The sequence below is a fragment of the Herbaspirillum frisingense genome, from assembly GCF_047325095.1.
Classification (GTDB): Bacteria; Pseudomonadota; Gammaproteobacteria; order Burkholderiales; family Burkholderiaceae_D; genus Herbaspirillum; species Herbaspirillum frisingense.
Genome location: NZ_CP168558.1, coordinates 1,464,218 through 1,485,351 on the forward strand (window position 1 = coordinate 1,464,218; position 21,134 = coordinate 1,485,351).

Below are 21,134 nucleotides of genomic sequence, written 5' to 3' on the forward strand. Positions count from 1 at the left end.
GGTGGTCGCCGGTATAGCCTTGGCTAACCGAAGACGTTCAGGCTTTGCTCAGTCAGCAATCAGGCCTCATTCAGCAATCAGGCGCCCGGCGAGGTGCCCATGGGGCCGTCCTTCAGTTCGCGGGCATAGTTGTTGGGACGACCATTGGGGACCTCATACCCCTTGGGATCCACATACTGGCCGTTCTGGCCGCTTTCCTGCATGCCAGCCGGCGAGCCGGTTGGTTGACCCTGGTAGTTGTAGTACTGCGGCGACGAAGAGGACGAGGACGATGGCGACACATCGTATTGCTGCTGCGTACCCTGCACGCCGTTGCCACCCTGGTCATAGGATTGGGCGTAGGCGCCAGTGGCGAAAGTGGCGGCGGCCAGCACGGCGGCGGTGAGGAAGGTCTTGGTCATGGCTGTTCTCCTTTATCCTTGATTGATCATTGCTTGCTGCCCATGGGCAAGTGTTGCAGTGTTGCGCCAGGCGATGCCAGGTTGCACGGGCAGGCAGTCTGGAAGAATCGTTTTCCCCGAGGCCGTTGGCGTTTGTGGAAAACTTGGCTTCATCATAGGAAGCTGTGGCCGCGCCAACAGTCGGAAAGCCCAGCATGTTGTTGTCAGACGTTTCTCGCGTGTCCGACAGTCGCGGCGGGTCAGGATGCGCATGTCGGTCAAGGGAAAAAGCCGGCAGGAAAGCGCGACTCCTGAAGCTCATCAAGCGCAATCCTTGCTGGGTAGCGGAGCCTGGCGCCCTGGTGCCGCGCGTGCAATGAACAGAGGAAGCCGGAATGAATGTCAGCGCACAGGCTGACAGGACCGGGACGATTCGTTACAAAACGTATCCATGCCCGGATCTGGTGCGCCCTGATGGGTCTGCAAGCCTCCGTCGGGCGGCGAAGACAGCTGTCGCAAAATCATCGCCGTACTGACTTCCTTGATCAAATTCATGCCGACGCCTGCTGCAATCGGGTTATGCTGACCTGATCACACCAGCCAATGACGCCACTACGGGGGACGTCATGATGATGCAAGGAAGGGGGACAGCATGCATAAATTCCTGCCAGCGATGCTGCTGGCGACCATGGCCTTCACGGTCCTGCCACTATCGTTGCAGGCCGCTGAATGCACGAAGGTCGTCATCTCTGCCGATTCGGATTACGCACCTTTGCATTGGTACGACGGCAAGCGCCTGACCGGCGCCAGCATCGAGATCGCCACCCGCGCACTCAGTGCGCTGAACATTCCCTATGAGGTCCGCTATGTCGGGCCTTTTCACCGCGTCCTCAGGGAGGCCGAGAGCGGTGAAGTCGCCTTGGTCTCTTCCCTCAAGAACACGCCCGAACGTCAGCAATACTTGGCCTATGCCTCGGTGCCGCTGTTCCGCAACCCGATCGCCGTGTTCGTGGCACGCAACAATCGCTTCCCCTTCAGCGGCTGGAAGGACCTGATCGGCAAGCGCGGGGCCATTACGCTAGGCAACCAGTTCGGTGGCGGCTTCGACGAATTCATGCGCGACAACCTCATCATCGAGACCGCGCAGAAGGTCTACATGAATTTCAGCAAGCTCGATTCGGGCCGTATCGACTATCTCATCACCGGTTACTACAGCGGCATGATCTACCTGAACCAGACCGGCCAGTCCGAGAACTTCATGCCGCTGCGCCCCTTCGTCAGCGAGACCGACAATTACATCGCCATGAGCAAGGCCAGCCCCTGCGTGAAATACCTGCCACGCATCAACGCGCAACTGGAGGCAATGCAAAAGCGCGGCGAATTGCGCGCCGTCCTGCAGAGCTTCGAGACTGACTTGCGCATCGATCCGGCCAATCAGGACGAGCCACCACGGCCGCGATAGACCAGCACCCGGTGCCGGCGCGGGAAATCCCGGTTTGAAGCCGGAAAGCGGCTTTGTTCCGCCCAAGGCCACCGTTGCTGCCGGGTTACATTGTCATCAGCGCGGACGCTGCCGTCCCCGGCAGGGCGCGGAAGCGTCCACATCCACATCAATGCTCACACGCAAGCCTCGCCACAGAACGAGGCAGTGCGGGCTTGTCATTTGTTCATGAATCCAAGAGACGGAGAGGCCCTTGAAGCTGCGTACCAAAATCATCTGGCTGTGTGCCACCACCCTGATCGGCATCCTGGTGATCGCCGCGGTCTCGCTGACCACGCTCAGGCGCACCATGATGGAAGAACGCGAGGCACAGCTGTCCTTGCTGGTGACCCTGGCCAAGGCTGCGGCCGAAAAGGCGCAGGCCCAGGAGCAGGCCGGCAAGCTGACCCGCGAGCAGGCCCAGGCGCAGGCCAAGATGGTCATCGGCAGTTTTGCCAAGGAGCAGAACTACTACTTCGTACGTGGCTACAGCGACGACTTCAACTACGTGCACCCCAATCCCAAGCGGGTGGGCATCCAGGACAAGACCGCCAAGGAAGATGGCGACCGCTACCGCGCCGCCCTGCAGGGTAAGGAAATCGGCCTGCTCATCGCCGAAGGCACGCGTCCCAATACCACCGAGAAGGTGCAGAAGCTGTATGCGGTGACCCGCTTCGCGCCGTGGGACTGGACCATCGGCTTCGGCGCCTACATCGATGACATCAACCAGGCCTTCTATCGCAATGCCCTGGTCCTGCTGTTGCTGGGGGCGGTACTGATGGGTGCCATTGCCACCATGGCCGCCTTCATCCTGCGCTCCATCCTGCGCCAACTGGGCGGCGAGCCGGCACGGGCGGTGGAGATCGTGGAACAGATCGCGCAAGGGGACCTGTCCACCGCCGTGGCGCTGAAGGCCAACGACCGCCACAGCCTGCTGCATTCCATCGAAACCATGCGGCGCAGCCTCTCGGGTATCGTCCAGGGCGTGCGCCAGGGGACCGATACCATCACCACCGCTTCCGGCGAAATCGCCGCCGGCAATCTGGACCTGTCGTCGCGCACCGAGCAGCAAGCCAGTGCGCTGGAGGAGACCGCCTCATCGATGGAAGAACTCACCTCCATCGTGCGCCAGAATGCCGACAATGCCAGCCAGGCCAACCAGCTGGCCATCACTGCCTCCGGTGTTGCGGCCGATGGCGGGAAGGTGATCGAGCAGGTGGTCGGCACCATGGCCGACATCAACAGCGCCTCCACCAAGATTGCCGACATCATCGGCGTGATCGACGGCATTGCCTTCCAGACCAACATCCTGGCCCTGAACGCCGCGGTGGAAGCGGCACGGGCCGGCGAGCAGGGGCGCGGGTTTGCGGTGGTGGCATCGGAAGTGCGCAACCTGGCCCAGCGCAGCGCCCAGGCCGCCAAGGAAATCAAGGGCCTGATCGAGGATTCGGTCGGCAAGGTGGACAACGGTTCGCATCTGGTCGAGCAGGCCGGCCGCACCATGCAGGAAATCGTCACCAGCGTGCGTCATGTGGCCGACGTGGTGGCCGAGATCAGTGCCGCCAGCCGCGAGCAGAGTGCCGGCATCGAGGAAGTCAACCGCGCCATCACGCAGATGGACCAGGTGACCCAACAGAATGCCGCGCTGGTGGAGGAGGCCGCAGCTGCGGCGGCCTCCATGCAGGACCAGGCGGCCCAGCTGGCGCAACTGGTGACGGTGTTCCGTCTGCCGGGTTGAGTCGGTGGGTTCCCGTCCTCTCGCCTCTGGCAGCTCCGGCGCACCGGCCTATCGCCAGCTTTCACCCGAGCAGGTGCAGCAGGTGCTGGACTATATCGATGCCAACCTGCAGCGCAATATCACCGTGTCCACCCTGGCGGCGATGTGCCATCTTTCATCCAGTTGCTTCAGCCGGGTCTTCAAGGCCAGCACCGGCTACACACTTTGCCAGTGGATGATGCGCCAGCGATTGCTGCGCGCGCAGGTGTTGCTGGCGGAGCCGGGTCGCACGGTGGTGGATGTGGCCATCGCCGTGGGTTTTCATGACCAGAGCCATTTCCTGCGCCAGTTCAAGCGCATCACGGGAACGACGGTGCAGGAGTGGCGCCAGCGGCCGGTGACATGACGTCGCCTGTTTCCCGGATCGCCAGATTGACAAATCGACGGAATCGATGCGCGGGCATTGATTCATCTGTAGCAGAGATTAATCTTGCGGTTCGCCTAGCCAGCAAAAAGGCCCGCAGTTGCGTTGCGGGCCTTTGTGTTGTTGAGCTGGAATGGCTGTGATCGGCAATATCAACGATCTCAACGATAGAAGGGTTCGACCCGCCCCTTGAGCTTGGACATCATCGGATTGCCCTTGCGATCCAGTGCGCGGCCGGCGGGAATCTTGACCCAGCCTTCGCTGATGCAATATTCGCTGACGTTGTTCAATTCCTTGTCGTTGAGCTTGATGCCGATGTCATGCTCGAAGATGGCGGCATCATAATGCGGGCTGCGGGGATCGACGCTGAGGCGGTCGGGGAGGGCGGGGCGTTGTGCGGTATCGTTCATGGGCGCGATTATCGGATATAAAAACGGGCAAGACAATTATTTCATATCCGCAAGCAGGCCTGTATTGCCGTCGTGCCAAGCCTTGTTCTTGCACCTTCCAGTCCCAGGTCTTCCTTCCCACTGACGGAGCTCGCTGCGCAGGCGTGACGTCGTCCTACTATCCACAGGGCATTTTCCGACAGCAAGGCTGGCCGCTCGCCGATAGCGCGGCCGCCGCTGGCATCGCATCCTTGAGACCTCTGATCTTGCGCGAGGATGTATGCGATCTACTGTCGAGGAAATGCAGGCCGCCGAATCGGCCGCCCGGGCCTACCGTCCACAGGCCGATGAGCTTGTGCCCAGCCTGCTGCATGGCAAGCTGCTGGCGCCCGCTCCCGATGCAGACGCGCTGGCGTCGGCCCGTCTATATCTGGAGCAGCAATTGCGGGCCGCCGAAGCGCTGCCCTGCGATCTCCCTGAGGATGCCCACGCGCTGGCCGGGTGGATGGAGCGGCGCGCGGCTGATGTCGGCCAGGCTTATGCCGCGTATCTTCAGCAGCGTCAGGCCGGGGCGCCGCGTCGCTTTTTCAGCGGCAAGGCACATGCGCTCAATTTTCTGCGCCGCGTGGCCCCGACCAAGCTGGTCGATGGCGCATGGCTCTACAGCGCCCTGGAACGCTGGCGCGACCCGCTGTTCCGCCCGTTGATCCTGACCTATCTCGAAGAGCTGGGTGATGGCGACCCTGCCATGAACCACGTCAGCCTGTACCGCAGCCTGCTGGCCGCCCATGGCGGCGAACCGGCGCTGCCCCTGTCCGAGCCTCATTACGTGCAGGGCGCGCTCCAGCTGGCGCTGGCCTACCACGGCGGGCAATATGAAGCGGAAATGTTCGGCTTCAACCTGGGCTATGAACAGTTGCCCCTGCATCTGCTCATTACCGCCTACGAGCTCAACGAACTGGGGATCGATCCCTACTATTTCACCCTGCACATCACCATCGACAACGCTGCCAGCGGACATGCACGCAAGGCCGCGGACGCCGTGGCCCAGGCGGCAACACAGGCAGCCGATCCGCAACAGTTCATGCAGGGCGTGCGGCGGGGCTACCTGCTCAACGACCTGGGCCTGAGCACGATGGATGTGATCAATTCCTTCGACCTTGAGCAGGAGGTGGTGAGCGTGATGCAGGACAAGGCGCAGTTCGGCCGGATGATGCATTCCGATTACTGCCGCATCGGTGGCAAGACCGTCAACCAATGGCTGGAACAGCCAGACGGGATGGCACGTTTCCTGGAGGAATTGACCAAGGCCAGATGGATAATCCGGGCGGCGCCGGCAGAGGAAAGCCGCTTCTGGCGACTCATCGATGCGCCGGGTGGGCAGATGTTCGGTGTCTTCGACGACTACGAAAAGCAAACCATCCGTGAATGGATAGAAAAAGGCTGGAGTGACGCCAAGCGCCAGCCCAGTTATCGCGCGCTGGCACGCGGGCGCCAGGTGGAGCCGATGGCGCCGCAGGGCGGGCCACGCGCCGTCATTGGCTCAACCCAGCAGCTCGATGCGCTGGTGGAGCAGATGTCACCTGGCCGCCATCACTTCGTGCCGGGCCTGGAAGCGTCGCGGCGCTTCAGCGCCCTCTATCGGACAGCGTGTGTGGCATGACGGTGTGGCAGGAAAGCACGGATGGCAGGCGCAATTCCCGTCGGGCGGGAGCGTCGTCCTCAAGGAAACGGACGGGCATCGCCCCGGCTCGGCTATAATTGCCGGCCTTGATCCGCTCGAGTCAGTGTTGCCCGCGTTCCCGCGCGGCAATGGCCACAGCGGACCATGCCTGATCGCCGCGCCGCAAGTCGCGGCCTACCCCACATCTGTCATTGGATCGGCCCCGCGCCGGTCGTAGGAGAAATCATGAACATCCGTTCCAGAAAACGCCTGGTCTATCGTCGCCACCGCATCGGCATGCTCATTGCCGCCATTGAAGCACTGATGGCGCTGGAAGAAGCCACGCTGGAAGCCAAGAAGGCAGCGTAAGCATTCCAATACGCCCAGAAAAGACCGGCCCGAGAGGCCGGTTTTTTCTTGCCTGGCCGGATCTCCCCCGCCTGATGTCAATTGAAACAATCGCGTGAACTCCTGACATCGATGTGTAACTGCGTCGCCTCAAGATACACCCATGCCGAAACGCAAACGCAAGCCCGGATGCATATCGGCAGCAAAGCCCCACATTGACGACCCGTCACCACATTGACATTGAATTGGAGAACATCATGCGCATCTTCAGCACCCTCTTCACCGGCCTGATCCTGACCCTGGTTGCCACCGCTGCCCGCGCCGACAGCATCTTCACCGGTGCCATGGACTACGAGTCGCCGCTGCCCATGATCCTGCACGTCGGCGGACGCCTGATCGGCCGGCTCTTCAGCTGAGGCAATGGGTGGCGCCATGGCCGGCCGCGTGCCGGCCCATGCCCCCGGACCTGGTCTGCTATGGCACAATCAGCCGCCTTCAGCGTGAGGAACCGTCACCGATGTGCGTCAACTACAAGCCCACCCCCAAATCCGAGATTACCGCCCTGAGCGGGGCCGATACCAGCGCCACCCCGGACTGGCCCGAGGAAACCTGGCAGGACTATGCTGCTCCGGTGGTGCGCGCTGGCCTGCAGGGCGAGCCCGAGCTGATCGTCGGCACCTACGGCATGATGCCCCGGCGCAAGTTGCAACCCGGTCTGCAGATATCGACCATGAATGCCCGTGCCGAAACCATCGGCGAGAAGCGCAGCTATGCCGGCTCCTGGCGCCAGGGCCATACCTGCCTGTTGCCGATGCAATGCTTCTATGAACCGAACTATGAATCCGGCCGCGCCCAGCGCTGGGCCATCGGCATGGCCGACGACCAACCGTTCTGCGTGGCCGGCCTCTGGCGCGCCTGGGAAGAGGCCGAGGGCGGCTATGCTTTTTCGTTTACGCAGATCACCATCAACGCTGACCAGCATCCGTTGATGCAGCGTTTTCACAAGCCTGGAGAGGAAAAGCGCAACCTGGTCATCATCCCGCGCGCGCTCTACCGGCAATGGCTCAATGCCGGCACGCCCGAGCGCGCAGCGGCGATGCTGCTGAACTATCCGGCCACGCAGATGAAGGCGTGGCCCGCGCCCAAGGCGCAGGCCGGCGGGCAGCAGAGCGGCTTCCTGTTCTGAGGGATCCGCACTGCTGCCCAGGAAGTTACCAGCGATAACGCCAGCCCGCCACCACGGCGTGCTGGGTCTGCAGGTCGTTCAGGCCCAGGTTGTAGTCCAGGAACAGGCTCGACGCCTGGCCCAGCTTGCCGGACAGGCCGGCTCCCAGCACCAGGCCGTCGCGCTTCTGTTGCAGGCCGGCGACCTGGAAGTTGACGCCCGGCGCGCCCTGGAAGGAGGCATTGAGGCTACCGCCGGCATCCAGCCATTGATGGCTCCAGAATGCGCGCAGCTCGCTCTGCAGCTTGCCATCTTCGCGCAGGGGCAGGTGCCAGCGGGCACCTACCATCGACACCGCCGAGCGTGAAGTCTGTGCACTGGCATTGAGGCCGAGCGCACCGGCACCGGTTTCGGAGAAGGCGTCCTGGCGCAGCAGCGTGCCTTGCAGCGAGACCAGCGGCTCGAACACGTAGCTGCCGCGATCGATGCGATAGCTGGCCTCGGCATGCAGGCCGAGTTCATCGCCGTTGTAGTCACCGGCCGCGCGCGAGACATCATTGCCGATCACGATGCTGCGCTGGGTAGCGTACTGGTTGCGGCCATAACCGACGATGCCCTTGAAGCGCCAGTCACCGCTCTGGTACTGCGCGTACACGGCGACCTGATGGCCTTCCACCTTGGCGCTGTCGCCGGCGGTGTTGTAGGCCAGGCGGGTATTGTCGTAGTGATAGGCCAGGCCCATGCTCCAGCGATCATCCAGCACCCGTTCCACCCCCATCAGCAGGCCATTGCTGTTGCTGGTGTAGCCGGCGGCATTGCCGTCGGAGCGGGTATTGCCATGGCCGCCCGCAACCTGCGCCCAGGCGCCGCCATCTTCGCGCACACGCAGGGGCCACAGACCGCTGCTGCCATTGCTGCTGTCGGTCATGGTGGCGGCGCTGTACTGGTAGTCATAGCGATCCGTCTCGGCCGAGGCCAGTTGCAGCTGGCTCATCGCAAAACCGCTGCCGCCGGAGAAGGCGGACCCGCCGCCAATGTTGCGGTTACCCAGGGTCTGCAGCGATTGGCCCATCAGGCCCAGCGTGGACAGGCCCTGATAGGCACGCCCCCCCAGGCTCTCGAAGGCGCTGCGCGCCTGCACTGCCGACAGGCCGTCGATCAGCGCCAGCTTGGCGCGCATGGCGCTGGACAGGCTTGCCAACTGGCCGGCCTGGGTCAGGGCATTGGCCACGCTGGCCTGGTTGCCGGTGGTGGTGACCGAGGCATAGCTGTTGCCATTGCGCGCCATCGTCAATTGCACCGCATTGCCGGTGTAGCTGACCGTAGGCGAGACAAAGGCGAAGTCGCTGCGCACGGCATTGAAGCTGCCGCTCACGGTGCCGCTGGTCGACAGGATGGTATAGGGCGTGCTCAGCGCATAGGCGCCGCTGCCGGCGGCGATGGACAGGCTGCCGGCCAGGGCGGCATTGCCGTTGACCTGGATCAGGCCGCCGCTGCCGTCGGCGCTGGTGCTGACCTGGGTGGTGGCGCCGTCCTGCAGGTTCAGATTGCCCTGGACCGTCAGCGTCGAAGTGCCGGCCGTGGCCAGCGTGCCACCGGCGGCCACCGTGGTGCTGCCCACCGTGCCGGTCCCGGAGAGGGTGCCGCCACTGTTGACGCGCACTGTGCCGCCCAGCACGCCATTGACGCTGAGCTTGCCGCCATTGACATTGGTGCTGCCGGCGAAGCTGGTCGAGTTGCCGCTGAAGACCGTTTCGCCGGCCAGCTGGTTGATCGTGCCGTTGCCCGAGATGGCCGCTGCCAGCGTGTAGTTGCTGCTGCCGCTGGCATTGTGGTTCAGGTTCAGCGTACCGTTGCCGGCGCCGAAAGCCAGCGATGTGGTGTCGAGCTGGCCAGGCGCGGCTGCCGTGCTGCCAGGGGCGGCACCGACGTTGAGGGTACCTGTGGAACCACTGCTGGTGGCGATGCGGATCACCGAGGCGGTAGCGCGCGCACCGTCGCTGATGGTCAGGGTGCCATTGCCACCGGCCCCGACATGCAAGGAATTGGTGGTGATCCAGGCCGAGTTGGCACCGGTCAGCGTCACGCTGCCGTTGCTGTTGGCATTGTTGGCGATATAGCTGCGGTTGCCGGTGACCTGGCCGCCATCGGAGATGGTCAGCGTACCGTTGCCCAGACGACCGACGTTGACGTCCGAGCTGCTGCTCCAGGTGGAGCCGGCCCCGGTCACCGTCATGGTGCCGGAGGCGCCATTGAGGTCGCCCAGCAAGCCCTGCACATCGTTGATACGGCCACCGGCCGAGATGACTACGCTGCCCGTGGCGCCATTGTTGTGGCCGACAAAGAAGTCTCCCGAGTGGTTCCAGACCGAGCCGCTGCCAGTGACCAGAGCGCTGCTGTTGGACCCCGCTTCGGTTCCCACATAGCCATCGGTGCTGGTGACGTTGCCGCCTCCCGAGATGGTCAGGTTGCCATTGCCGACGTTGCCCACGTAGAGCACGCCGGTGTTGATCCACTTGCTGCCGCTGCCGGACACGGTGACATTGCCGCTGCTGCCGGCCAGGTGGCCGACCAGGGCGCCGGTATCGGTGACTACGCCCCCATTGCTGATGCTGAGGTTGCCGCTGGCGCCGTCGCCGTAGCCGATCGACAGGCGATCGCTGGCGGTGAAGTTGGCATTGTTGACCGTGAGCGTACCGCGCGCGCCAGTGATGTCACCCAGATGCACGACCGCGGCAGTGGCATTGGCACCACCGCTGACGGTGAGCCATCCGGTGCCGCCAGTGGAACCGGAGCTGGCGTCACCGCCCACGGTGAGGTTGCCCGCCGCCAGCGAAGAACCGGCGCCGCTGACATTGACGCTGCTGTTGGAGGTGTCCTGGCGCCCGATCACCGTATTGGCGCTGCTGACATTGGCACCGTCGCTGATGGTGAGGTTGCCATTGTTGACCGTGCCCACGAAGAGCGAACCGGTATTGGTCCAGCGACTGCCGACGCCGCTGATATTGACGGTGGACAGTGTGCTGCCGGCGGTACCGATCACGCCGGTGACGGAATCCACCGTGGAACCACCGGTAATGGAAAGGCTGGCGCTGCCGCCACTGCCGACTGTGAGCCGGTCGCCGATCAGCCATTGCGTCCCGTTGATCAGGCTGGCGCTGCCATTGCTGCCACCGCCACTACCCAGCACCACCGAGCCGCTCATGTTGACGACACCGCCATCGACCTGCATCGTGCCGACCGCCCCGGTGTTGCCGATGACCAGGCCGTTGCCGATCAGGCTGCTGTCGGTATTGATCGTGAGGTTGCCTACGCCACCGCTGGCACCACCGACATAGGTGGTACCGCTGATGTTGGCGACCGCACCGGCGTCAAGCGTCAACGATCCGACGCCATTGAGGCCGACGGTCGCATCGCTGCTGCTGTTGAGCCTGGCGCTGCCATTGGTGCCGCTGCCGGTGACGGTAATGGTGCCGTTGGAACCGTTGCTGTTGCCGATCAGGACCGACGAGGTGTTCAGCGTCGCCTGGTTGATCTGCAGGTTGCCCACCGTACTGCCGCCGACGGTCAGTGCCTGAATGGTGGTGTTGCTGGAAAGCACCGGATCGACACCGGGATAGGCGTTGATGACCGCAGCATCCGTGGACGTGGGTGCTGCCCCCGTCCACTGCCAGTTGCTGTCGTTGGTCCAGTTGTTGTCGACGTTGCCGGTCCACGACGCCACCTGGGCGTGCGCGGCGCTGCCGATCAGCAGCAGTGTTGCCAGTGCACTGACTGGCAACGGTCTTGCATGAGCGAAGCTGCGCTTCGATTGCATGATTCCCCCCCTGGGTAGAGGCTGCCTGTTGCCGACATCTCTTAGCGGATGAGCTGGCGTTGCAGCCTATGCTTGTTGTTGATTGATCTTTACGGAAACCCGTAAGGATTTTACAAGCATCAAAACGAATTTTTGGTGGGAGTGATGATTTTTTGTGATCTTGCGCATAGGGGAGGCATGATCATTCCCGTTGACCGGTACTTCGGTTTCACTGGGTGGGATTGCGGCGTGGCCGTACGCAGCCCTGGAACAGGCTTGGGCAGGGCAGGGAGCGGGCTTCAGGAGGCGGCGCTGCCGTCCCCATCAACATCACGGGCGACGGCAGTGCCAGCCAGGTCATCGAGTCAGGCAGCCTGGTAGGTCGGATAGTCGGTATAGCCTTCGGCACCGCCACCGTAGAAGGTGTTGCGGTCGGCCTCCGCCCAGGGGGCGTCCAGACGCAGACGTTCCACCAGGTCGGGATTGGCGATGAAGGGGCGGCCGAAGGCCACCATGTCGGCATGCCCCGAGGCGACCGCATCCATCGCCATCTGGCGCTGGTAGCTGTTGTTGGCGATGTAAAGGCCACCGAAGGCGGCGTGCAGCTTCTTGAAATCGAATTCCGATGCCGCGTTGCTGCCCCGGGTCTGGCCTTCGACGCAGTGCAGATAGGCCAGGCCCAGCTTGCCCAGTTGCTCGGCGTAGTACAGGTAGGTACGCTCGGGATCGCTGTCCAGCGGGATGTCACCGGCCGAGCGGGTCAGCGGCGACAGGCGCACGCCCACGCGATCGGCACCCCAGATATCGGCGACGGCGGTGACCACTTCCACCGGGAAACGCACGCGGTTTTCCAGCGAGCCACCGTACTGGTCGGTGCGGTGATTGGTGCTGTCGCGCACGAACTGCTCCAGCAGATAGCCATTGGCCGAATGCACTTCCACCCCATCGAAGCCGGCTTCCTTGGCCAGCCGCGCAGCGTGGCGATAGTCCTCCAGCAGGCGCGGGATTTCGGCAGTCTCCAGAGCACGTGGCATGGAGGGCCTTGCCTGCGTCTGCGACTCCAGGAATACCAGCTCGCCCGCCTGGATCGCCGAGGGGGCGACCGGCGCTGCGCCGTTTTCCTGCAATGAGCTATGCGAGACCCGGCCTACGTGCCAAAGCTGGTTGACGATCTTGCCACCTGCCGCGTGGACCGCATCGGTGATCTTGCGCCAGGCCGCGACGTGTTCCTCGGTGTAGAGACCTGGGGTGAAGGCATAGCCGCGGCCTTCGCGCGAAATATTGGTGGCTTCGCTGATGATGAGACCGGCCGAGGCGCGCTGGCGATAGTATTCGATGGCCAGTTCGCTGTGCATGCCCTGCATGTCAGCGCGCGAGCGCGTCAGCGGGGCCATGGCAATACGGTTGGCGACGTCGATGGCGCCGATGCGGGTGGGGGAAAACAGATCAGATCCGGTGTGCGACATGATGTTGACTCCTTCTGGTGAGGTGGTGATGGTCGTCATCATCGGCAATGGGAAGAAATTCGGCCAATTTATTATTGATAAAACAGATTTATCGTAGACAATATATCTAGAACTCATTTCATAAATAGTCGTGAGATGCGTTCTGGGCAGAACCCGGAGGGAGCGGCCCGTTTGGGCGAATTGCTGCGTTACTAATTTGGGTCAAGACGCCCAGTCTTGACCCAAATTCGCGCCTTGCACTTCATCCCAAACGGGACTCGCTCGCACTCGCGCCTATTTATGAAATGAGTTCTATATGAAATACGACCTCAACCTGTTGCCGGTCTTCGTCGCCCTGATGGAGGAGCGCAGCGTCACGCGGGCCGCCTCGCGACTGGGCATGACGCAGGCAGCTTTGTCCAATGCGCTGGCCCGGCTGCGCCTGACCCTGCAGGATCCCCTGTTCATCCGCGAGCGCTACGGCATGCGCCCCACGCCCAAGGCCGAATTGCTTGCCCCCGCGCTGGTGGCGGCACTGGCGTCGATGGATGCGGTGGTATTGGGCCAGCAGGCCTTCGAACCGGCGCGCGCCGATCACCTGATCACCATCGCGCCCAATAGCTATGTCGAGTTTGTCCTGGTGCCGCAGCTGGTGGCCCGCTTGAGCGTGGTGGCGCCAGGTGTGCGCCTGCGCACCTTGCCTTTTGGTACCGACCTGGCCGAGACCGGCGTGAGTTCAGGCGATACCGCCATGGTGCTGGGACGCATCAATGACGCCCCGGATAACCTGGTGGTGCAGCACATCGGCGAGGATGGCCTGGCCTGCGTCGTACGGGCCGACCATCCGGTCATCGGCACGCGCATCGGCAAGAGACAATATGAGCGCATGAAGCACGTCAACGTGCTGCCACCCGGCCGTCTGCGCACTGGCCTGTTCCAGGCGCTGGAGCGCAGGGGCCTGCGACGCGAGGTCGCCGTCTCGGTCACGCATTTCGCCTCCATCCCCGAGATCGTGGCCGCGACCGATTACTGTGCGACCTTGCCCATGCTGATCTGCAAGCGGCTCGTCCACGATACCCGATTGAAGGTATTGCCGACGCCGGTCGATCTCGGTACTTTTCCGCTGCACATGGCCTGGCACGTGCGTTATCGCGATGATCCGGCGCATATCTGGTTGCGCAAGCTGGTGGCAGAGGTGGCACAGGCCCTGGGTTGAAGTGCCGGTAAGCGGTGGCGGCGGGGCGTTTTCAGGGTGTGTACGAGGGTCGGGCGTCGGTGCGCGTAGCATTTTCGACTAACGCGGTAATGTCTTGCGGATTGCCGATAGGGCGATCGCTTGTATCATTGCTCCTCCTGCCTTCGCCGATGAAGGTTTTCCCGAACCCCTACTTGGTCACATCATGCCTCTTGATACGCTTCTGCTGTTCGTACCGGCCTGCTTTGCATTGAACATGGCTTTCGGGCCGAACAATCTGCTGTCCATCACCATCGGCGCGCATTACGGCTTGCGGCTGGCAATTCTGGCCTCCGTCGGGCGCCTGGTCGCCTTTGCGATCATGATCGCCGTGGCCGCGCTGGGCATGGGAGCATTGCTCATGGCGTCGCAACTGGCCTTCACGGTCTGCAAGTTGCTGGGCGCCACCTATCTGGTCTGGCTGGGTTTCAAGGTCTTCTTTTCCAGGGCGACGCTGTCCGTTGACGGCCTTGCGGGAGAGCAGGCGCACGGCGATATCCGCACCTTCATCCGCAGGGAATTCCTGGTCGCCATCGGCAACCCCAAGGCGATCCTGGTCTTCACTGCCTTTTTCCCGCAGTTCGTGGTTCCCGGCAATTACTGGGTCAGTTTCCTCATCCTCGGCGGGATCTTCCTGAGCCTGGAAGTGGTCGCGATCGCGGCCTACGCCTATGCGGGCAGCCGGCTTTCCGGCGTGATCCAGAATGCCCGGGGCCTGCGCTGGATGAACCGCATCAGCGGCGGCACCATGATTCTGTTCGGCGCCATCCTGGCGCTGGCCAAGCGGCCTGCTGCATAGCGTTGTTGCAGCGTCAGGACGCTAGCGCGAGCATTCGTGTCAACAAGGTATCAAGCAGTATCGGAAAAAGAGCGGGTAGCGCGGGCTGCGTATTTGTCTTCGATTCGTTGGCTCATGGCATAGCCAAAGGCCTGGCACGGGATTTCAATATAGCGGTAACCCAGATAGCCGAGCAGGACCATGAGTGGCAGGAAGAGGTAGCCTCCGCCATAGTCGGACATCAGGGCGATCAAAGGTGTATGGACCAGATACAGCGAGTACGAGATTTTTCCGACCCAGACCACCCATTGCGGATAGAAGTCATGGTTTTTCAGCGAGATGATGACAAGCAGACTGCAGATGATAACGACCGAGGCATGGAAATGCGGTATTGGTATGGCCGAGTTGACGCCCAGGGCAATGACCAGCAGCGGCACCCATTTGGGTGAGAGTTTCGGCAGGTGATCCCGATACTGGTAAATGAGACAGCCGGCTATCATGCCGTCGATGCGGAACCACGCGTTGAGCATCAAAGGAGCTGACAGGGCCCACACCGCCACATACAGGACCACCAATACCAGTGCGATTCTGCGGCGGAACAGGAAGATACCCAGCAACATCACATAGAACCATTCCTCCAGGGACAGGCTCCAGTAATATCCGAACACCCCGCATTCGGATACCTTCACACACTTGAAATACAGGTAGAGATTTGCGTACTGGAAAAGCACAGCAATCGCGTGATGAATGTTGTTTCTTACCGAGCCTGTGTGAGTACCACCTCCCACAATAACTACTACGGTCAGCCAGAATGCCAGCCAAAAGAACGCAGGCCCCATCGTGCGGCACCAGCGACGGCTAAGGAATATGAATGCAATGGCCGAGCCAGTCTGCCGTTGGGTGATGCGATCCAGTGAGGCCGATACCAGATAACCGCTCAGCACGAAGAAAAGGTCAACTCCAAACCATCCCGAGAACCAGTGCAAATTGATGTATTGCGTCTGCTCCGTCCCCAGCGGAGAACTGGCCCAATGTGCCAGTATGACCAGCAGAATGGCACATCCCCTGACCGCATCCAAATTCTTGTTATGTTCCATTTTTACTTTCCTGGGTAATGCCACCGATCCGAGAGCTAAGTGGGATTACGTTCTTCCGGTAGGAAATACCGGTTTGCATAGTGCGTCCGGCTTCCTGTCACGATCGGGGGGGCTCAACCTCATCTTTGCCCTCCCCACGCTGAGTGGCATCCATCACGCATTTCCCTCTTCATCGCAGGACGGAATGGCAGTTGCCCCACATATGGAAAAGGGTTCCAGGCACAGGCCAGGAACCCTTTTGAATCGGAGTCGGGACGAGCGTCGACTTACGGGAGTGCGGCACTCTTGCCAAAAATAAGCTGTTTAATGGCAAAAAAAATTATAGCGTAAAGAAAGGTTGATTGAAAGCAGCCAGCTCCGGGGTGTGGTGCTGGCTCTCACTGGAGCGGATTCCGATCATTTCGGCAATGGGGGTTGCGAGCCAGGTGGAGAAATCGATGCGATGCGTCAGTACGGGTTTGCCGATGGCTATGATGGTTCGGAGCTGATCCTGTTTGTCACTCCGTTTGCGGGTCTCGCGTTTGCAGACACGGCCGGTGTCCCTATCGATGAAGATCTGACTGCGCTGCGTCAATGGTGCATGGAAGTGTCGGAACTGCCGGCGGTCAAGCAGCGGCCGGCCAGAACGCCGAAGCCGACGATCCATGTCGCATGGGCTTCTGGAGCATGTTCAAATCCATTCTGGGAGACCGGATCGGGACGCATCATCTCGATCCGGCCTTGTGTCCCTTGAGTTCCTTGTGTCCCTTGTGTCAGCCGTCACGGTAACGTCTGTATCCGCGATGCGTGATGCGTGATGCAATACCTTTCGCCTATCCTTTCGTATAACTAGACACTCCCTCCTGCACTGTCCACACTGCGCCCTGTGGCAGAGCTGCAATGGGGGCTCACGCCGTCGTTCGGCGCAGTGCGACCTGTGCCCTCGCAGCCTCGCTTCGCCCATCGATCCTTCTGGCCGGTAATGGCATCGTCCCGATCAGTCGGACGGCCATCCATGCATGCCTACCGCGTGCCGGAAACGGTCGGCTTCAATGACCCTCTGAGGAAAACAACAATGTCCACTTCCCTTCGCCAGATCCGCGCAGGCTCGCTCACCCCACTGCTGCGTCCTCTCGCTGCTGCCGCCATGATATTCGCCGTGGCCCAGGCAGCGCATGCCGAGGCGCCGATGCTGAAGAATCAGCCGGGTTTCTATCGCACCATGATCGGTGACATCGAAGTCACCGCACTGTCGGATGGCACCAACCATCTGCCGGCCGGCAAGCTGCTCAAGGGGATCAGCAAGGAAGATCTGGACAAGCGCCTGCAGGCAGCTTTCGTCACTGATCCGGTGGAAACCTCGGTCAATGCCTTCCTGGTCAACACGGGCAAGAAACTGATCCTGATCGACACCGGTGCTGGCGGCGTGCTCGATGCCGACAGTGGCCACCTGCTCACCAGCCTGAAAGCGGCAGGGTATCGCCCGGACCAGGTGGATGAGGTCTACCTGACCCACCTTCATCCCGACCACGAAGCCGGTCTCACGCACAAGGGCAAGCGCGTCTTCCCAAAGGCCGTCGTGCGGGCCGACAAGAAGGATGCCGACTACTGGCTCAACCCGGCCAACAAGGCCAAGGCCAGCGCCATCAACCAGGAATTCTTCGAGGTCGCGGAGAAGTCCCTCAAGCCCTATATCGCGGCCGGCAAGTTCCGCCCCTTCGAGGGTGACGGCGAGCTGCAGCCGGGTGTGTCCAGCGTGGCCAACTACGGTCATACCCCTGGTCACAATGCCTACCTGGTCAGCAGCAAGGGCCAGCGCCTGTTGATCGTGGGTGACATGATCCATGTGGCGGCGGTACAGTTCCCGCAGCCAGATGTCACCATCGGTTTCGATACCGACGAACATGAAGCCATGGGCGATCGCCGCAAGGCTTTCGATGCGGTGGCAGATGCCCGGGAACTGATTGCGGCTGCTCACCTGTCCTTCCCTGGCATTGGACATATCGTCAAGGATGGCAGCGGGTATCGCTGGGTGCCGATCAACTACGCACTGGCGCGCTGAGCGTATTGATCGTTGCGATGATGTGACCATCGACCAGAAGCGGCTGCCATCGGCGAGCCGCTTTTTGTTGTTGGCAACGTCTGCCAATAATTTCTACTTGCATCAATAAATCGCAGTCGGTATTATTCGGAATCATTCGGTTCCAAATATTCCATGAGCTTATCCCATCTCCCATCAGGACCAGGACGTCCGCGCGAATTCGAGATCGATGCCGCCGTCGAATCGGCGATGCAGGTCTTCTGGACGCGTGGTTACAACGGCACGTCGCTGGTCGACCTGATCGATGGCACCGGGCTGTCACGGGGCAGCCTGTACAAGGCTTTCGGCGATAAGCATGGCTTGTTTCTTTCCGCACTCGACCGCTATATTTCCCAGTCGCTGGTTCGTCTGCTCAGCACGCTGGAGCAGCCAGGATCGGCCAAAGCCGCGATACGGGAAACCCTGATGCGCCTGGCGGAAATGTCTTGCCGCAAAGAAGGGCGTCGCGGCTGCATGCTGGTCGCAACGGCGATGGAAATGGTGTCACACGACGATGATGTCGCCGAGCGAGTCAAGGCCATGGTCGACCGTATCCGTCATGCGTATGCCAAAGCCATTGCGCGTGGGCAGGCCAGCGGGGAAATTCCCGCGCATCACGATCCACAAACCTTGGCAACCGTGATCGTCAGCCTGACTCACGGCATGCGCACGCTTGGAAAGGTAGGAGCAGTAGACAAGCAAATGACCGCTGTCGTCGAAACGGCGATGCGACTGCTCGACTGATTTTTTTTGCTCAATTTGGAACCTATCGGTTTATATTTAATGAATTCTTTCACTACCTCTTCGCACGCAGAGCATGCGCCCCATCCGCGTCGATGGCTGGCATTTGCCGTCTTGCTGGTGGGGGCCTTCCTGCCGCCGCTGGATTTCTTCATCGTCAATGTCGCACTGCCGTCCATCCGTACCGGCCTGGGTGCCGATCCTGCCGAGATGCAACTGGTGATATCCGGTTACGCCGCCGTGTATGCGGTGTTCCTGATCACCGGGGGACGGCTGGGAGACCTGTACGGGCGCAAGAGGGTGTTTCTCGCAGGTCTGGCGGGCTTCGGCCTGTCGTCGCTGCTCTGTGGTGTTGCGCCTACGCCTGCCATGCTGATCGCCGGCCGGCTGCTGCAAGGCTTGAGTGCGGCGATCATGGCGCCGCAGGGGCTGGCATCGATTCAGGCGCTGTTTCCCGAGCGGGAGAGGGCGCGGGCGCTGAGCATGTACGGCGCGACCATCGGACTGGCAGCGATTGCCGCCCAGGCGCTCGGTGGACTGCTGATTGCGGCCAATGTCGGTGCCCTGCAATGGCGGGTCATCTTCCTGATCAACCTGCCGCTCGTGGCGCTCGTGTTCCTCGGCGGAATTCCCTTGTTGCCGGACACGCGCAGTCCACATCCGGCGCGGCTGGACCGGATGGGCGTGCTGCTCTGTGCACTCTCGCTGGGCCTGCTGGTGGTACCACTGGTGAAAGGGCCTGAGGCCGGCTGGCCGTGGTGGACCTGTCTCATGCTGCTCGCCTCACCGGGGTTTGCCGTTGCGTTCTGGCGCTACGAGCGGTGGCTCACGGAGCGCGGTGGAACGCCGTTGGTCGCGCCTCAGTTGGCCGATGCACCTGGCCTGGTGCTGGGGATGATCGGAGTGTTGTTCTTCTATGTGGTCTCGGCCTTCTTTCTCACCTTCTCGATCTATCTACAGGAGGCGATTGGGATGAGCGCATTTGCGACCGGCTTGATGTTTGTGCCGTGCGGACTGGGCTTCCTGATCGGGCCCTTGACGACACCCGCCGCCGCGCGCCGGTTAGGACGCTGGACTCCGGTACTGGGGATGGCGCTGGAAGTCGTCGGCTGCCTGATTCTCAGTGCAGTGGTGGCTTCCACACCCGCCGCGCGGGCACCGGCACTGGCAGGCGTCGTGATCGCGCTCTCGCTGATTGGATTCGGGCAGGGGATCGCCGTGCCCACGCTGGTGCGATCGGTCATCGATCTTGCGCCGGCCGGTGGTTCCGGCATGTTGGCCGGGATCGTGAATTCCGCTTTGCAAATCAGTGCGGCCCTGGGCGTGGCTGTCATCGGCAGCGTGTTCTTCAGTCTGGCGGGTTCCCGCCATACGCCATCGTCCCTGGCGCATGCCTTCAGCTGGGCGATGGTATGTGTCGCCGCCAGCCTGACGGTCGCGGCGCTGTTGGTTGCCCGTGCATCGCGTTCTCGTCGGTAGATGGTCACGGAAAAAATCTCCCACCACGCTGCACGAAGGCCAGAGCCAGAGCCAGACCGCAGCGCGGTCCCGCGCATCTCTGTAGCGATGCAATGTAAATGCTGTCCCACTTGATCACGATAGGAATCTCGATGTCTTCTCAATTTTTGAATCACGTCTCTGTTGTCACCGGCGGTTCGACCGGAATTGGTTTGGCGATCGCACAAGGCCTGCTTGCGCAGGGCGCCAAGCGGGTGTACGTGACAGGTCGCTCACGCAAGAGTCTTGATGAGGCCCTTGGTGTCCTGGGTGACTCAGCGGTGGCGGTGGTGTCCGACGTCTCCAGGCTTGCGGACCTCGAATATCTGAAAGCCGAAATCGAAAAGCGCGGTGACCGCCTCGATTCGATTTTTGCCAACGCCGGCATCTGCGAGAAACACCCCTTCGGGGCGACCGCCGAGGCGGATTACGACCGTACCTTCGATATCAACGTCAAGGGCGTGTTCTACACCGTGCAGACACTGCTCCCGCTGCTGTCGGATGGCGCTTCCGTGGTGCTGACATCCTCCATCTGTTCGAGCAATGGCATGGCTGAACTGAGCGTCTATAACGCCTCCAAGGCGGCAGTGCGGTCCTTCGCGCGCACCTGGACCAACGATCTGCGGGCACGCAAGATCCGCGTCAATGCGCTGAGTCCGGGGTTTACGCGCACGCCGTTGATGGACAACAGCCTCAAGCTCGACCACGCGCAGATCGATAGCCTGAAAGAGTACGTTTCCCAGATCACCCCATTGGGTTACATGGCTGATCCGGCCGAGATTGCGAGTGCCGGGTTGTTCCTTGCGTCTCCAGATGCTCGTTACATTACCGGGATTGAACTGACGGTGGATGGAGGTCTTTCTCAGATCTGAGCATTCCAGCGGATGGCAGGGATCGGTAGATCTCTGCCGGTTGAAGTGT

19 protein-coding genes are annotated in these 21,134 nt (G+C 61.8%); 14 read left to right on the forward strand and 5 right to left on the reverse strand.

What is annotated here, in order from left to right:
• Positions 1 to 77: 77 nt before the first annotated feature.
• Complete coding sequence (locus ACEOAC_RS06755) at positions 78 to 401, reverse strand: hypothetical protein (protein WP_413443539.1); 324 nt, start codon at positions 399 to 401, stop codon at positions 78 to 80.
• 631 nt (positions 402 to 1,032) lie between these two features.
• Here ACEOAC_RS06755 and ACEOAC_RS06760 point away from each other — a divergent pair.
• From ACEOAC_RS06760 to ACEOAC_RS06770, 3 genes are all read left to right on the forward strand, one after another.
• Positions 1,033 to 1,842, forward strand: coding sequence for a substrate-binding periplasmic protein (locus tag ACEOAC_RS06760; protein WP_413443540.1), 810 nt, complete (start codon positions 1,033 to 1,035; stop codon positions 1,840 to 1,842).
• Positions 1,843 to 2,074: 232 nt separating this feature from the next.
• Entirely contained in the window at positions 2,075 to 3,598 is a 1,524-nt protein-coding gene (locus tag ACEOAC_RS06765; RefSeq protein WP_006464688.1) for a methyl-accepting chemotaxis protein, read from the forward strand.
• Between the two features lie 4 nt (positions 3,599 to 3,602).
• Positions 3,603 to 3,983, forward strand: coding sequence for a helix-turn-helix domain-containing protein (locus ACEOAC_RS06770; protein ID WP_413443541.1), 381 nt, complete (start codon positions 3,603 to 3,605; stop codon positions 3,981 to 3,983).
• Positions 3,984 to 4,162: 179 nt separating this feature from the next.
• Here ACEOAC_RS06770 and ACEOAC_RS06775 read toward each other — a convergent pair whose 3' ends face one another.
• The gene (locus ACEOAC_RS06775) at positions 4,163 to 4,411 is read right to left on the reverse strand and encodes a DUF3297 family protein (protein WP_006464690.1); all 249 of its coding nucleotides are present in this window, start codon (positions 4,409 to 4,411) and stop codon (positions 4,163 to 4,165) included.
• A gap of 259 nt (positions 4,412 to 4,670) precedes the next feature.
• On the opposite strand from ACEOAC_RS06775, the gene ACEOAC_RS06780 reads away from it, so the two are divergent.
• The 4 genes from ACEOAC_RS06780 to ACEOAC_RS06795 all read left to right on the forward strand — a co-directional run bounded on the left by ACEOAC_RS06780 (position 4,671) and on the right by ACEOAC_RS06795 (position 7,587).
• A complete protein-coding gene (locus tag ACEOAC_RS06780; RefSeq protein WP_413443542.1) occupies positions 4,671 to 6,053 on the forward strand; it encodes an iron-containing redox enzyme family protein in 1,383 nt (460 codons plus the stop codon).
• 246 nt (positions 6,054 to 6,299) lie between these two features.
• Positions 6,300 to 6,422 carry a hypothetical protein gene (locus tag ACEOAC_RS06785; RefSeq protein ID WP_255411918.1) on the forward strand — a complete coding sequence of 41 codons (123 nt, stop codon included), beginning with the start codon at positions 6,300 to 6,302 and terminating at the stop codon, positions 6,420 to 6,422.
• Positions 6,423 to 6,658: 236 nt separating this feature from the next.
• Positions 6,659 to 6,817, forward strand: coding sequence for a hypothetical protein (locus ACEOAC_RS06790; protein ID WP_166758255.1), 159 nt, complete (start codon positions 6,659 to 6,661; stop codon positions 6,815 to 6,817).
• A 101-nt stretch (positions 6,818 to 6,918) separates the two neighbouring features.
• Positions 6,919 to 7,587, forward strand: coding sequence for an SOS response-associated peptidase (locus ACEOAC_RS06795; RefSeq protein WP_413443543.1), 669 nt, complete (start codon positions 6,919 to 6,921; stop codon positions 7,585 to 7,587).
• A gap of 25 nt (positions 7,588 to 7,612) precedes the next feature.
• Here the strand turns inward: ACEOAC_RS06795 and ACEOAC_RS06800 are convergent, their stop codons facing one another.
• Together ACEOAC_RS06800 and ACEOAC_RS06805 are read right to left on the reverse strand one after the other, a co-directional pair.
• On the reverse strand, positions 7,613 to 11,383 hold the full coding sequence (locus ACEOAC_RS06800) for an autotransporter domain-containing protein (RefSeq protein WP_413443544.1): 3,771 nt from the start codon (positions 11,381 to 11,383) through the stop codon (positions 7,613 to 7,615).
• 344 nt (positions 11,384 to 11,727) lie between these two features.
• Positions 11,728 to 12,828: an alkene reductase gene (locus ACEOAC_RS06805; RefSeq protein WP_413443545.1), complete on the reverse strand. Its 1,101-nt coding sequence runs from the start codon at positions 12,826 to 12,828 to the stop codon at positions 11,728 to 11,730.
• A gap of 295 nt (positions 12,829 to 13,123) precedes the next feature.
• Here ACEOAC_RS06805 and ACEOAC_RS06810 point away from each other — a divergent pair, with 295 nt between their 5' ends.
• Positions 13,124 to 14,023 (forward strand): LysR family transcriptional regulator, encoded by a 900-nt coding sequence (locus tag ACEOAC_RS06810; RefSeq protein ID WP_413443546.1) that lies wholly within the window; start codon positions 13,124 to 13,126, stop codon positions 14,021 to 14,023.
• A gap of 184 nt (positions 14,024 to 14,207) precedes the next feature.
• Positions 14,208 to 14,840, forward strand: a complete 633-nt coding sequence (locus tag ACEOAC_RS06815) for a LysE family translocator (RefSeq protein WP_413443547.1) — start codon at positions 14,208 to 14,210, stop codon at positions 14,838 to 14,840.
• A 50-nt stretch (positions 14,841 to 14,890) separates the two neighbouring features.
• Here ACEOAC_RS06815 and ACEOAC_RS06820 read toward each other — a convergent pair whose 3' ends face one another.
• A complete protein-coding gene (locus ACEOAC_RS06820; RefSeq protein WP_413443548.1) occupies positions 14,891 to 15,916 on the reverse strand; it encodes an acyltransferase family protein in 1,026 nt (341 codons plus the stop codon).
• Positions 15,917 to 16,253: 337 nt separating this feature from the next.
• On the opposite strand from ACEOAC_RS06820, the gene ACEOAC_RS06825 reads away from it, so the two are divergent.
• From ACEOAC_RS06825 to ACEOAC_RS06845, 5 genes are all read left to right on the forward strand, one after another.
• Positions 16,254 to 16,649 (forward strand): hypothetical protein, encoded by a 396-nt coding sequence (locus ACEOAC_RS06825; RefSeq protein WP_413443549.1) that lies wholly within the window; start codon positions 16,254 to 16,256, stop codon positions 16,647 to 16,649.
• A 321-nt stretch (positions 16,650 to 16,970) separates the two neighbouring features.
• Positions 16,971 to 17,957 (forward strand): MBL fold metallo-hydrolase, encoded by a 987-nt coding sequence (locus ACEOAC_RS06830; RefSeq protein ID WP_413443550.1) that lies wholly within the window; start codon positions 16,971 to 16,973, stop codon positions 17,955 to 17,957.
• Positions 17,958 to 18,110: 153 nt separating this feature from the next.
• Positions 18,111 to 18,719 carry a TetR/AcrR family transcriptional regulator gene (locus ACEOAC_RS06835; RefSeq protein WP_166758254.1) on the forward strand — a complete coding sequence of 203 codons (609 nt, stop codon included), beginning with the start codon at positions 18,111 to 18,113 and terminating at the stop codon, positions 18,717 to 18,719.
• Between the two features lie 39 nt (positions 18,720 to 18,758).
• Complete coding sequence (locus ACEOAC_RS06840) at positions 18,759 to 20,195, forward strand: MFS transporter (RefSeq protein ID WP_413443551.1); 1,437 nt, start codon at positions 18,759 to 18,761, stop codon at positions 20,193 to 20,195.
• A gap of 131 nt (positions 20,196 to 20,326) precedes the next feature.
• Complete coding sequence (locus ACEOAC_RS06845) at positions 20,327 to 21,085, forward strand: SDR family oxidoreductase (protein WP_241812075.1); 759 nt, start codon at positions 20,327 to 20,329, stop codon at positions 21,083 to 21,085.
• Positions 21,086 to 21,134 lie beyond the last annotated feature (49 nt).